The following is a 12,722-nucleotide window of genomic DNA, read 5'->3' as shown; positions in this document are numbered from 1 at the left end:
CTCTCCTCGGCGTGACCCCTCATCCATCAGCCTTCGGCTGCCACCTTCTCCCGCAAGGGGAGAAGGAATTTCGGCTTGTCCGCCGCCTCGAAGTTTCAAACTTCAGCCTACCAATCCCTTGCCGCACAAGGGATTGCTCCGTTCTCACCCCCTCCAACCTCGCCCACCTCGACCCGTCCCTTATCCTGACCCCTCAACCCAATCCGAGGACGAAGGACGATGGACGACGAAGAATTCTGGCAACCTCTCCGGACGCGGGTGGAGGCGGCCCGAAATGCCGGGTTGCGGCCTGCACCGGACGACGTCTGGGCCGTGGTCCGGCTCGACTATCTGGATGGTTTGTCGGCGCGGGAGTGCTGCGAGCGACACGGCGTCGGACGCTCGGCCCTTCGCGCCCGTGCCAAGATCGAGGGCTGGCGGCGCTCGGATCAGCCATGGATCGTGACGAGTGGTCTGGATCCGGATGACGAGGGCGTCGAACTCGATGTTCTGAACGACAGCGATATCGACCGGATCGACGACGATCAGTTCATGGATCTGGCCCGACGCCGGATGAAGCGGGCCCTGCTGCGCGGCGATGCGGTCGCCGCCCTGCGGTGGCGTCGCGTGGCCCAACAGGTCGGCGACGAGTTCCACAAGATGGTCTGCGAAGCCCGGTGGGCCGCCCGTGACGCGCCTTCGCCAGAGAGTCCGGACTCCTCGGACTCCTCGGACTCCTCGGACTCCTCGGACTCCTCGGACTCTAATTTCGAGTCCGGACTCCCTCACCCCGCGTGATCCATCCGCTAGACTGAACCTCCCGCCCAATGCCCACAGGACCAACAATGCCTGCCCAATCCCGCCTCTCCATCGCCGTGGTCGGTCCCGGCGCCATCGGCGGGACCATCGCGGCCTGGCTGTCGCGCAGCCCCCGGGTGGGGCAGGTCACCCTGTGCGCCCGCAGCCCGCTGGATCGGCTGGTCGTCGAGACGCCGGACGGTTCGGTCATCGAGTCGGATCCGCGCGTGGTCACCTCGCCTGCGGACATCACCGCCCCCGTCGACTGGGTCCTGGTCGCCACCAAGGCCTATGACGTCGAGGCCGCCTCGGCCTGGTTCGCCGGCCTGGTCGGGCCGACGACCCGCATTGCGGTGCTCCAGAACGGCGTCGAACACGTGGAACGCTTCGCCCCCTTCGTCGCACCGGACCGGATCACGCCCGTGGTCGTGGATATCCCGGCCGAACGCACCGGGCCGGGCCGGATCCTGCATCGCCGCGAGGGCACGGTCATCGTGCCGGCCGGGCAGGCGGGAGACGATTTCGTCGCCCTGTTCGCCGACAGCGTCATCGCCGCCTCGACCACCGACGATTTCCCGACCGTCGCCTGGACCAAGCTGGCCCTGAACTGCGCGGGGGCCGTCAACGCCCTGACCGGCCAGCCGGGCGGAGTGGTGCGGGCGCAAGGGATCGCCGACCTGATGCGGGCCATGGTCCGGGAATGCGTCGCGGTGGGCCGCGCCGTCGGGGCCGATCTGGGCGATGACCTGCCGGACTGGGTGGTCGAGCGCGCCATGACCTCGCCCCCGGACTCGGTCAACTCCCTGCTGGGCGACCGGCTGGCGGGCCGGCCGATGGAATGGGATGCGCGCAACGGCGTGATCGTCCGCCTCGGCCGGGACCACGGCATCGAAACCCCGGTCAACGCCCTGTGCGCCACCCTGCTGAGCGCGACCGCCTGGCAGCCCTGAAGAGGCCATCTTTGAGATATCGTCTGTCGCAGAACAAGGTCTGTGTCAGTCATGCACGATTTCACGACTGCAACGTTCAGGTCATGGAACGGCCGCGCAGGGTCACCATTTAACTCCTCGCTGGATGGGGCTGATGACCACAAGTCATCATCATCTAGGAGTTAATAGAAACAATGCGTAACATCATTCTCTCTGCCGCCGCTGTCTCCCTGTTCGCCGTGCCCGCCATGGCCCAGAGCCTGCAATCGCCGACCTACTACGGCACCCTGGGCTATTCCCAGATGCAGGGCGACGACGCTGACCTCGGGGCCGTGACGGGTCGCCTGGGCGCCAAGCTGACCCCCTATCTGGGTGTCGAGGGCGAGACCTCGTTCGGGGTCGGCCATGACGACGTCTCCTTCGCCGGCGTCGACGGCAAGGTCGAGCACCGCTACGACGTCGCCGCCTACGGTGTCGCCACCCTGCCGGTCCAGCCGAACTTCGACCTGTTCGCCCGGGTCGGTTACGGCGTCACCGAAGTGAAGGCCTCGGCCGCCGGCGTCGCCGCCAGCGACCATTCCGACAGCGTCAACTACGGCGTCGGGGCCAACTACCACCTGGACGGCGTCAACGGCATCCGCGCCGACTGGACCCGCCGCGACTTCCAGGACGACAACGCCGGCGAAGCCGACGTCTATTCGCTGAGCTTCATCCGCAAGTTCTGATCATGAAAAAGGCGCGGTCCAGAACGGGCCGCGCCTCATGCCTTTCCGGGGATGGGAACGGTCAGCCCGGCTCGGCCACTAGGGCCCACCGCATCGACCCCTCGCCGAACGGCCGGGTGAACCACTGGGAGTACCGCTCGAACGCCTCGACCACCGCGTGACGCAGATCGTTGTTCACCGGCTCGCCACGGTTGCGCTTCATCGCCGCGACGCAGTCGATGACCACATTCTGGTGCGCCGACCCGCCGAGGCTCTTCAGGACCATGGCCACGTCGCGGGCCAGGGATTCCAGCAAGGACAGCCGTCCGCCCGCCGGGGTGGCGCTGTATCGGTTCGTCTGGGTGTCGGCCATTCGGGCGTCCCCTCGCGCTTTCACGGTGTGGATAGACATCCGTGACAAACTCGCCTCTCAGGCGCAAGCGGCGCCGCACAATTTTCGGTAGATTGTTCGTGACGAGGCACCCGAGATCACCCTCACTGGCCCACCCGTATCGCACCTGCTAACAAGACCGCGTCAGGCGGGAAGGGAAACGCCCATGAGAATCGGCCTCTATCCGGGCACCTTCGATCCCGTCACCAACGGGCACATGGACATCATCGGCCGGGCCGTGAAGCTGGTCGACCGGCTGGTCATCGGCGTGGCCCAGAACGACGACAAAGGCCCCCTGTTCACCACGGCCCAGCGGGTCGAGATGGTCAGGGCCGAGGTGGCCCACCTCGACGCCGACATCGACGTGCAGCCCTTCTCCAGCCTGCTGATGCATTTCGCCGAGCACCTGAACGCCCAGATGATCGTCCGCGGCCTGCGCGCCGTCGCCGACTTCGAGTACGAGTTCCAGATGACGGCCATGAACCAGCGCCTCAATGACGACATCGAGACCGTGTTCCTGATGGCCGATCCGCGCCACCAGGCGATCGCCTCCCGCCTCGTCAAGGAGATCGCCCGGCTGGACGGCAATATCGACAGCTTCGTCAGCCCCGCGGTCGCTGAGGCCGTCCGGCAAAAGGTACAGAAACGCGTATGAAGGCCCTCTTCGTTTCCCGCACCGTGCGGGTCGTGACCGCTGCGGCCGTCGCCGCCGGTGCCGCCCTTCTGGTCCTTCAGTCGGTCCAGGCCCAGGCCATACGGGGCCCCGAAGTGCCGCCCATGCCGATCGGCGAGGCCGACTGGCGCACCGTCCTGCCTGAGAACCTGCTGGTCATCGACACCACCAAGGGCCGCGTCCTGGTCGAGATGGAGCCCCGCGCCGCCCCCGGCCACGTTGCCCGCATCACCCAGCTGGCCGACCGGGGCTTCTTCGACGGCCAGAAATGGCACCGCGTCATCCCCGGCTTCATGGCCCAGACCGGCGACCCCCTGGGCACGGGCGAGGGCGGTTCCGACCTGCCGGATCTGGCCGGCGAGTTCAGCTTCCGCCGTGGTCGCGACGGGTTCGGACTGGTTCCCAACTCAGGGGGTGCGGTGCGCGGCTGGCTCGGCTCCCTGCCGATCGAGACCCAGCCCGACGCCCAGATGTTCGTCACCGCCGACATGAAGGTCCCCGCCAGTGGCCTGTTCTGCCCCGGCGTGCTGGGCATGGCCCGGTCCCAGTCGCCGGACAGCGCCAACAGCCAATTCTTCCTGATGACCGGCACCAACCCCAACCTGAACGGCTCCTACACCGCCTTCGGGCGGGTCGTGGTCGGCCTGGACGTGGTCAAGGCCCTGAACGCCGGATCCAGTGCCAACAACGGCGCGGTGGCCAACCCTGACGTCATGACCCGCGCCCGCATCGCCGCCTCCATCCCCCCGGCCGAGCGGCCCAGCGTCCGGGTCCTCGACCCCCGTACCGCCCCCTTCGCCGCCCGGGTCCAGACCCTGCGCGAGACCCGGGGCCTGAACTTCAACATCTGTGATATCCCGGTCGTCGCCGAAGCCATCGGCGGCTGACGAGGACAGGCGAGACACGATGCGCAACCCGGCCCTGATCCTGTCGTCCCTCGCCGTCCTGCTGGCCGGGCCCGTCCTGGCCCAGACGACCGAGACGCCCCCGCCGCCGCCCGCCCCCCCGGCCGTCACGCCTCCCAGCGAATGGCGTGCCGTGCCGCCGGAGAACCTGATGGTCATCGACACGACCAAGGGCCGGATCATGGTCGAGCTGATCCCCGAGATCGCCCCCCTGCACGTCGACCGGATGCGGCTTCTGACCCGCGCCGGCTTCTTCGACGGCATCGTCTGGCACCGCGTCATCGACCAGTTCATGGCCCAGACCGGCGATCCGCTGGGCACCGGCGAGGGCCAGTCGGCCTATCCCGACCTCAAGGCCGAGTTCACCTTCCGGCGCGGTCCCGAAATGGGCTTCACCCCCGTCGCTGCCCCGGCCGGGGCCCAGGTCGGCTTCCTGCATTCCCTGCCGGTCCAGACCCAGCCCGACGCGGTGATGGCCACGACCGCCGACCGCAAGGTCCACGGCTGGGGCCTGTACTGCCCGGGCGTCGCCGGCATGGCCCGTGACGACGCCCCCGACAGCGCCAACTCCCAGTTCTTCCTGATGCGCCAGCCCTATCCCTCGTTGGACAAGCGCTACAGCGTCTGGGGCATGGTGGTGTCGGGGCTCGACGTCGTCAGGTCGATCAAGGTGGGCGAGGGCGACGGTGGCATGGTCACCGATCCCGACCGCATGACCCGCGTCCGTATCGCCGCCGACCTGCCCGAGGCCGAACGGCCGACGGCCCTGGTGCTGGACACCGCCTCGCCCCGCTTCCAGGCCCTCGCCGCCGAGACCCGGGCAGCCCGGGGGGCGGACTTTTCGGTCTGTGACATCATGCTGCCGGCCCAGGTGACGGGCCAGCCTCCGGCCCCACCGACTCAGTCGCCGCCCGCCGCCTGATCCCGGCCTGACGACCCCTGGCAGCGCCGATGGCTGCGCCGTCGCCGTGAGGGCTTGCGCTCGCCCCGCATGGCATCCAGCAACAGGCCTTCGCGCAGGCCCCGGTCGGCGACCCGCACCCGGTCACAGGGCCAGGCCCTTTGCACGGCCTCCAGGATCGCGGCACCCGCCAGCACCAGATCGGCCCGGTCCGGCCCGATACAGGCCTCGGCCGCCCGTCCGATCGGCCCAAGGGCCTGAAGTCGCGCCGTCGCCGCATCGCACTGGCCCCGCGTCATCCACAGGCCGTCGATCCGGTCGCGCTGATAGCGGCGCAGGTTCAGATGGATCCCCGCCAGGCTGGTGATCGCCCCCGACGTCCCGACGATATGCCCCCTTCCGGCGGCGAACAGCCTGGTGATCTCAGGGTCCGCGAAGCCGCCTGCCGCCAGCGCCGTCTCGACGTCCGCGACCATGGCCTCGTACCAGTCGGCACCCGATCCGATCGGCTCGGGGTGACGTTCGGCCAGGGTGACGACCCCGATCGGGGCCGACATCCAGCCCACGGTCTCCATCTCGCGCCCGACCTTCTTCAGCCATGACAGCTCGGTCGAACCGCCGCCGACGTCGATGACCAGCACAGCCTCGGCCCGGGGATCGAACAGGTTGAGGCAGCCGCGCACCGACAGCCGGGCCTCCTCGGCCGGATCGATGATCCTGAGCCGCAGACCGGTGCCCAGCCGGACGCGTTCGATGAAGGCCTCGCCGTTCTCAGCCTGGCGACAGGCCTGGGTGGCGACGGCGGTCAGGCGGTGCGAGTCCAGTCCCTTGCGCACCACCCGCTCGGCGCAGGCGGCCAGGGCGTCATAGGCCCGGTCCATGGCGGCGGGCTCGAGTCGGCCCGATTGCGACAGGCCCTCGCCCAGACGCACGATCCGGCTGAAACTGTCGACGACCCGAAAGCCGTCGCGCATCGGCCGTGCGATCAGCAGCCGGCAATTGTTGGTCCCCAGATCGAGCGCGCCATAGAGGGGCGCGTCGCGACCGGAGCCACCGAAGCCTGTCGCCACGCCCCCGGGCTCTGCCGGAGGCGCGTTTCGAGGCCGTCGGCGCGGGGACCGATCGCCACGCCCCCGGGGCGCGTCGTCGGATTCCGGCATGGGCCGAGCTTTCAAGTGGGCGCAACCGTTGAGGGCACCCGTCCCGCGCAACCTAGACCCGGCCTGCCACTCGTCACAAGCCGATATGACAGCCAGATGAACAAGGAGGCCAGCATCCCGCTCAGGGTCGGTCACGTAGTTTTCCTGTCATGACCCAGTCCTCCACAGAGATGACCCGCACCGCCCGGTTCGGTCTCGGCCAGATCGTCCGCCACAAGGAAGCGGCGTTTCGCGGCGTGATCGTCGACGTCGACGCCGTTTATGGCGGTCCCGACGGCCAGCCCGGCCCCGACCTGCGCGACCAGCCCTTCTACCGAGTGCTGGCCATGGGCGAGGATGCGGGCTTTCTGGTCTATGCCGCCGAGGACTTGCTGGAGCACGAGACCGAACTGTCCGAACTGTCGCCGGCGGACCAAGCCAAATGGTTCACCCTGGACGATCAGGGCCATCGCGCGCCCCGGATGCAGCCGATTCACTGAAGTCGAACCGACGCTCTGGCGAAGCGCTGGCGGTCGGCCTAGATTGACCGGCCAAGGAGCGTGATCCCCATGTCCGATTTCGAGCACGTCTTCGCCGAGCCCCCGCCGGGCGCCGCCGCCGACTGGACCATCAGCCAGAACTGGCGCGCCTATACCCAGGTCGAGCACGACACCTGGGACACCCTGTACGCCCGCCAGATGAAGATCCTGCCGGGCCGGGCGTCCGACGCCTTCCTGAACGGACTCAAGGCCCTGGATCTGAACACCGGCGGCATCCCCGACTTCGCGGTGATCAATCCCAAGCTCGAGGCCCTGACCGGGTGGACCGTGCATTGCGTGCCCGGCCTGGTGCCGGATGACGTCTTCTTCGATCACCTGGCCAACCGCCGCTTCGTCTCGGGCCAGTTCATCCGGAAGCCCGACCAGCTGGATTACCTGCAAGAGCCGGACATCTTCCACGATGTCTTCGGCCATGTGCCGATGCTGACCGACCCCGATTTCGCCGATTACATGCAGGCTTACGGCCTCGGCGGTCAGAGGGCGGCGGGTCTGGGGGTGCTGGACCAGCTGGCGCGGCTGTACTGGTACACAGTCGAGTTCGGGCTGATGGAGAGTGCCGAGGGCCTGCGCATCTATGGTGCCGGGATCGTGTCGTCTGCCACCGAGAGCGTGTTCGCGCTGGAAGACGTCTCACCCAACCGGATCGCGTTCGACCTGGAGCGGGTGATGCGGACCCTTTACCGGATCGACGACTTCCAGCAGGTCTATTTCGTCGTACCCTCCATCGAGGCGCTGAAGGCGGCGACCCTCCAGGACTTCGCGCCGATCTATGACCGGTTGCGGGGGGCACCGGAGATCGCCGTGGACGCGGTGTTGCCAGGTGACCGGGTGCTGACACGGGGGACGCAGACCTATGCGGCGCGGGGCGGGCGGTTCGCGGCGTGACCCCCTTCGTCTCCCGCGAAGCGGGGGTGGAGGAACGAGCGGCGAAGCCGATCGGACGACGGTCGCGTCCCTGAGCGAAGCGAAGGCAGCGACGATGGGGGCCGTTTGTCCGGCGCACGAAACTCGAAATTCCCCCATCGACCCTTGTCTCGCTACGCTCGACGCCGGGCCACTTCCCCTGTGACGATCGGGGGAAGAGTGGTGCTCAGTCGTGGACGATCAGGCTCCTGCGCTTGGTGTCTCGCATGAACACGAACACGAGCAATGACACCCCGATCATCGCCGTGACGTACCAGAAATAGGCGCTCTCGATCCCCTCCAGCTTGAACTTGAGGGCCACGTACTCGGCCGTGCCGCCGAACACCGCATTGGCGATGGCATAGGGCAGGGCGACGCCCAGGGCGCGGATGTGGGCGGGGAACAGCTCGGCCTTCACCACGGCGTTGATCGCCGTATAGCCCGAGACGATCACCAGGGCCGCCAGCGACAGGGCAAAGGCCGTCAGGGGGTTGGTCGTGGTCGCCAGGGTGGTCATGATCGGAACGGTGCAGAGGACCCCCAGCACCCCGAAGGCGATCATCACGGGCTTCCTGCCGATCCGGTCCGACAGGGCCCCGACGGCGGGCTGGATCAGCATGAAGACGAACAGGGCGGCGGCGCTGATCTCGGTCGCCGTGGCCTTGGGAAAGCCGGCCGTATTGGTCAGGAATTTCTGCAGGTAGGTGGTGTAGGTGTAGAAGGCGAGGGTGCCCCCGGCGGTCAGGCCCATGACCAGCAGGGCCTCCTTCGGGTGTTTCAGGATCAGCAGCAGGGCGCTGGATCGCGGGGCTTTCTGCGTGTCCTCGGCGACGAAGGCCGAGGTTTCGTCCAGCCGACGCCGCAGCCAGAAGACCACCACGGCCAGGCCCGCGCCCACGAAGAACGGCACGCGCCAGCCCCAGCTCGACAGCTGAGCCTCGGTCAGGGTGTTCTGGAGCAGGATCAGCAGGGCGAGCGACAGCAGCTGGCCCGAGATCAGGGTGACGTACTGGAAGCTGGACCAGAAGCCGCGATGCTTCGCCGTGGCCATCTCCGACAGATAGGTGGCCGACGACCCGTACTCGCCGCCGACGCTCAGGCCCTGAAGCATCCGCGCCAGCAGCAGCAGGCCTGGCGCGAGGAGGCCGATGGTCGCATAGGTGGGGGTGCAGGCGATGATCAGCGAGCCGGTACACATCAGGGTCACCGACAGGGTCAGTCCCGCCTTGCGCCCCTTGCGGTCGGCATAGACCCCCATGATCCAGGCCCCGATCGGGCGCATCAGGAAGCCGACGGCGAAGACGGCCGCCGCCTGAAGCAGTTCGGCGGTATCGTTGGCCGCCGGGAAGAACAGCGGCGCGAAATACAAGGTGAAGGCCGCATAGGCGTACCAGTCGAACCACTCGACCAGATTGCCCGCCGACCCCCCGACGATGTTGCGCAGGCGACGGGCGGGGGTCATGGGTGCGTCGGTCATCGCGTGGACAGTCCCGGCCAGGCGATCCAGGTCCCGACCGCGTAGGCCAGGCCATAAACCAGCACGATCAGGGAGCTCCACAGGATGAAGGGCTGGACGCCGCCCTGATTGATGAGCAGCGCAGGAATCAGCAGCAGGCCGCGCACCAGATAGATCGCTGAAATGACCACCAGCCCCGTCCTGAGCAGGGGCAGGCGGGCGATCAGACCCGCGCCGGAAAAGGCGTAGGCGGCCCAGAGCGCCAGTACACCCGCGATACCGACGGTGATGGCGGCGGCTCTCCAGTCGCCGCGCTCGGCCATCCGCGCCATGCCTTCGCCCGCGCCGAAGAACCGGTACCAGGCCGGGCCGCCGATGATGACGGCGAGGTGCAGGACCGAGGCCGCCGCGCTGAGCAGGCCTCCCGTGACGAGGATTGGGTTGGACGCCATCGGCTCAGGTCCGCTGGAACGGATAGAAGGAACCGCCAAGGTCGAGGATGGCGGTCAGGCTGTCCAGCGCTGATCGCGTCTCGACCAGCAGGGCGGGATCGGCGAGATCGGCGGCAGTCAGGCGGTCGCGGTAGTGTTCGCCGGCCCAGTCGTTCAGGACGCCGAACAGTTCGTCGTTCATCCGCATGGGGTCGTAGACTGCGTCGAGCTCGGCCTCGGTCAGGACGACGCGCAGACGCAGGCAGGCCGGGCCACCGCCGTTGCGCATCGACTGGCGCACATCGACATATTCGACCCGACCGATCGATCCGTTGGAGGCCGCCAGGGACTGGGCCACGGCGTGGGCGCGGGGGTTTTCCTGCGTTTCGACCGGGCAGATCAGGGTCAGGCGATCCTCGCCGGGCAGCCGCACCAGCATGGAGTTGAACAGATAGCTGGAGATGGCGTCGGCCAGCGGCAGGTCGGCGGAGGAGACCTGGACGAAGATCGGCTCGAACCCCTGTGCGGCCGCGCGGATGGCGGCGTGGGTGGCGGCCGTGTCCTCGAAGGCGAGGTCATGGTGAAACAGGGTGTCGAGCGCGCCGACGCAGACGACGTCGTTGTGGAAGGTGCCGCCCGCGATGGCGGCGCGGGACTGCTGGGCCAGCACGACGCCCGACGCGCCATGGCGCCGGGCGACGGCCTCGCTGGCCTGGCGCGTCTGGCGGGCCGGGAAGGGGCCGTCCCAGGCTTGAAACGCGTCGCGGCCCCAGACAAGAAGGTTGACGCCGGGCTCGCCGTGATCGGCGCACAGGCGGACGTGATTGGCGGCGCCCTCGTCGGCGAGATGGGCCACGGACGGCAGGGCGTCGTGGACGGCGTGGTGGTCGGGATGCTGGAACAGGGCCTGAAGCGACCGCTTCGTCTGGGCGTGCTCCAGCGACCTGTGCAGGTTGGTGACGAGGTTGGCGGGGGTGAAGTGGACGCGGCCGTCGGCGCTGTCCGCGCTGGGCGTCACGGTCGCGGCATTGGCGGCCCACATCGGGCTGGCCGAACAGGCGGCGGCGGCGAAGGCGGGGGCGTCCTTCCAGGCCTGTTCCAGCGCCCGGGCGTCGGAGCCTGTGAAGCCGAGGGTGCGCAGGAAGGGGATATCGGGCCGTTCGTGCGGCGGCAGGACGAACTGGGGCAGGCCGAGGTCGGCGAGCCGCTTCATCTTCTGCAGGCCTTGCAGGACGGCGGCTCGGGGGTTGGAGGCATCGCCCTTGTTTCGGCCGGAGGCGAGATTGCCGGGGGACAGGCCGGCATAGGAATGGGTCGGGCCGATCAGGCCGTCGGCGTTGGCTTCGACGGCTGTCACGCTTTCTTCTCCCGCGCAGCGGGGGAAGTGTCACGTCGATCGGCGCAGCCGATCCAGTGACGATGGGGGCAGTTTGTCCGGCGCACGAAACTCGAAATTCCCCCATCGACCCTGGTCTCGCTACGCTCGACGCCGGGCCACTTCCCCCGCGAAGGGCGGGGGAAGAATGAAGACGCCCTCACTTCAGCCCCCGCATCTCGCCCTCGATGTTCTTCAACGATCCAGCCTCGAAACTGGCCACCGGATAGGCGCAGTAGTCGGCGGCGTACCAGGCGCTGGGGCGGTGGTTGCCGCTGTCGCCGAGACCGCCGAAGGGCATGTCGCCGGCCGCGCCCGTGGTGGGGCGGTTGAAGTTGACGACACCGGCCCGGATGCGGCGGATGAAACGGTTCCAGTTGGCTGGGTCGTCGCTGACCAGACCGGCGGACAGGCCGTAGCGGGTGGCGTTGGCGGCGGCGATCGCCGCCTCGAAGGTCGGGACGCGGGTGATCGACAGGAAGGGGGCGAAAATCTCCTCGTCGGGGACGTCCACCCCCGTCACGTCGATGATGGCGGGACGGACGAAGGCCGCTGACAGACCGTCGATGGGGCCGGAGGGGCGGATGACTTTCGCGCCGAGGTCGATGCGTTGCTGAAGGGCGGACAGGGCGGTGGCGGCTGCGCGCGGCGAGATCAGGGGACCGGCGTAAGGCTCCGGAGTCTGGTTCCAGGGGGCGAAGATCAGCCGCTCGACCATGGCGTTGACGGCCTCGATCACGGCGTCTCCGGCCGGGCCTTCGGGCAGGATCAGGCGACGGGCGCAACTGCACCGCTGGCCGGTGGTGACGAAGGCGGACTGGACGACGAGGCCGGCGACCGCTTGCGCATCCGCCGCATCCCAGACGACCAGCGGGTTGTTGCCGCCCAGTTCGAGGGCGAGGATGACGTGGGGGTTGTCGGCGAACTTCCTCCGGAAATGAGCCCCGGCCGCGCCCGACCCCGTGAACATCAGGGCGTCGATCGGCTGGTCCAGCAGGGCGGCGCCGGTGTCTCGGCCGCCCTGGATGATGTTGAACACGCCGCCGGGCAGGTCGGCCTCGGCCAGGCATTCGGCCATCAGTTGGCCGGTGTGGGGCGTCTCTTCGGACGGTTTGAAGACGACGGTGTCGCCTGCCAGAAGCGCCGGGACAATATGGCCGTTGGGCAGGTGGCCGGGGAAGTTGAACGGGCCCAGCACCGCCGCCACCCCGTGCGGGCGGTGACGCAGGGTGGCCAAACCGAACCCGGTCTGGGTCGTGCGCTCGCCGGTGCGTTCGTCATAGGCGCGGATCGAGATGTCGACCTTACCCGCCATGGAGCCGAGTTCGGCGGTGGTCTCCCAGAGGGCCTTGCCGGTCTCGCGACTGATAGCTTCGGCGATCCCGGGCGCGCGGGCCTTGAGGGCGGCCTGATAGCGTTTCATCGCGTCGATGCGGTCCTGACGCGGGCGATCGGCCCAGGCGGGGAAGGCGGCGCGGGCGGCCTCGACGGCGCCAGCGGTTTCGACGGGAGAGGCGGCGGAGCCTTCCCAGACCGTCTCGCCGGTGGCGGGGTTGGTGGAGGTGAACTGGGTCATGG

14 protein-coding genes are annotated in these 12,722 nt (G+C 68.6%); 8 read left to right on the top strand and 6 right to left on the bottom strand.

What is annotated here, in order from left to right:
* The first annotated feature begins 219 nt into the window (after positions 1-219).
* From O5K39_RS17195 to O5K39_RS17185, 3 genes are all read left to right on the top strand, one after another.
* On the top strand, positions 220-777 hold the full coding sequence (locus O5K39_RS17195) for a hypothetical protein (RefSeq protein ID WP_271144821.1): 558 nt from the start codon (positions 220-222) through the stop codon (positions 775-777).
* Between the two features lie 47 nt (positions 778-824).
* Positions 825-1,727 carry a 2-dehydropantoate 2-reductase gene (locus O5K39_RS17190; RefSeq protein WP_271144820.1) on the top strand — a complete coding sequence of 301 codons (903 nt, stop codon included), beginning with the start codon at positions 825-827 and terminating at the stop codon, positions 1,725-1,727.
* A gap of 173 nt (positions 1,728-1,900) precedes the next feature.
* A complete protein-coding gene (locus tag O5K39_RS17185; protein ID WP_271144819.1) occupies positions 1,901-2,431 on the top strand; it encodes a porin family protein in 531 nt (176 codons plus the stop codon).
* A gap of 61 nt (positions 2,432-2,492) precedes the next feature.
* Here the strand turns inward: O5K39_RS17185 and O5K39_RS17180 are convergent, their stop codons facing one another.
* Positions 2,493-2,783 (bottom strand): hypothetical protein, encoded by a 291-nt coding sequence (locus O5K39_RS17180; RefSeq protein WP_271144818.1) that lies wholly within the window; start codon positions 2,781-2,783, stop codon positions 2,493-2,495.
* Positions 2,784-2,967: 184 nt separating this feature from the next.
* Here O5K39_RS17180 and coaD point away from each other — a divergent pair, with 184 nt between their 5' ends.
* From coaD to O5K39_RS17165, 3 genes are read left to right on the top strand one after another with little or no spacing between them, the layout of a single operon-like run.
* Positions 2,968-3,456, top strand: coding sequence for a pantetheine-phosphate adenylyltransferase (coaD, locus tag O5K39_RS17175; RefSeq protein ID WP_271144817.1), 489 nt, complete (start codon positions 2,968-2,970; stop codon positions 3,454-3,456).
* Entirely contained in the window at positions 3,453-4,361 is a 909-nt protein-coding gene (locus tag O5K39_RS17170) for a peptidylprolyl isomerase (RefSeq protein WP_271144816.1), read from the top strand. Before coaD ends, O5K39_RS17170 begins: the two co-directional genes overlap by 4 nt.
* A 19-nt stretch (positions 4,362-4,380) precedes the next feature.
* Positions 4,381-5,301 (top strand): peptidylprolyl isomerase, encoded by a 921-nt coding sequence (locus O5K39_RS17165; protein ID WP_271144815.1) that lies wholly within the window; start codon positions 4,381-4,383, stop codon positions 5,299-5,301.
* On the opposite strand, the gene O5K39_RS17160 is transcribed toward O5K39_RS17165, so the two are convergent.
* Positions 5,280-6,440 (bottom strand): Ppx/GppA phosphatase family protein, encoded by a 1,161-nt coding sequence (locus O5K39_RS17160; RefSeq protein ID WP_271144814.1) that lies wholly within the window; start codon positions 6,438-6,440, stop codon positions 5,280-5,282. The genes O5K39_RS17165 and O5K39_RS17160 overlap by 22 nt on opposite strands.
* Before the next feature lie 149 nt (positions 6,441-6,589).
* Between O5K39_RS17160 and hspQ the strand changes: the two genes are divergently transcribed.
* Both hspQ and phhA read left to right on the top strand, forming a co-directional pair.
* Positions 6,590-6,919, top strand: coding sequence for a heat shock protein HspQ (gene hspQ, locus O5K39_RS17155; RefSeq protein ID WP_271144813.1), 330 nt, complete (start codon positions 6,590-6,592; stop codon positions 6,917-6,919).
* 69 nt (positions 6,920-6,988) lie between these two features.
* Positions 6,989-7,864 (top strand): phenylalanine 4-monooxygenase, encoded by an 876-nt coding sequence (gene phhA, locus O5K39_RS17150; protein ID WP_271144812.1) that lies wholly within the window; start codon positions 6,989-6,991, stop codon positions 7,862-7,864.
* A gap of 205 nt (positions 7,865-8,069) precedes the next feature.
* On the opposite strand, the gene O5K39_RS17145 is transcribed toward phhA, so the two are convergent.
* The 4 genes from O5K39_RS17145 to astD form a co-directional block, all read right to left on the bottom strand.
* Positions 8,070-9,359 carry an MFS transporter gene (locus O5K39_RS17145; protein WP_271144811.1) on the bottom strand — a complete coding sequence of 430 codons (1,290 nt, stop codon included), beginning with the start codon at positions 9,357-9,359 and terminating at the stop codon, positions 8,070-8,072.
* On the bottom strand, positions 9,356-9,790 hold the full coding sequence (locus O5K39_RS17140; protein WP_271144810.1) for a hypothetical protein: 435 nt from the start codon (positions 9,788-9,790) through the stop codon (positions 9,356-9,358). Before O5K39_RS17140 ends, O5K39_RS17145 begins: the two co-directional genes overlap by 4 nt.
* Before the next feature lie 4 nt (positions 9,791-9,794).
* Positions 9,795-11,126: an N-succinylarginine dihydrolase gene (gene astB, locus O5K39_RS17135; protein ID WP_271144809.1), complete on the bottom strand. Its 1,332-nt coding sequence runs from the start codon at positions 11,124-11,126 to the stop codon at positions 9,795-9,797.
* A gap of 178 nt (positions 11,127-11,304) precedes the next feature.
* The gene (gene astD, locus O5K39_RS17130) at positions 11,305-12,720 is read right to left on the bottom strand and encodes a succinylglutamate-semialdehyde dehydrogenase (RefSeq protein WP_271144808.1); all 1,416 of its coding nucleotides are present in this window, start codon (positions 12,718-12,720) and stop codon (positions 11,305-11,307) included.
* Between the last annotated feature and the right edge of the window lie 2 nt (positions 12,721-12,722).

Origin of the sequence: Brevundimonas sp. NIBR10 (assembly GCF_027912515.1) — a bacterium.
Lineage (GTDB): Bacteria > Pseudomonadota > Alphaproteobacteria > Caulobacterales > Caulobacteraceae > Brevundimonas.
Note: the sequence above shows the minus strand (reverse complement) of the source record. Positions and strands in the feature narration are given on the sequence as shown.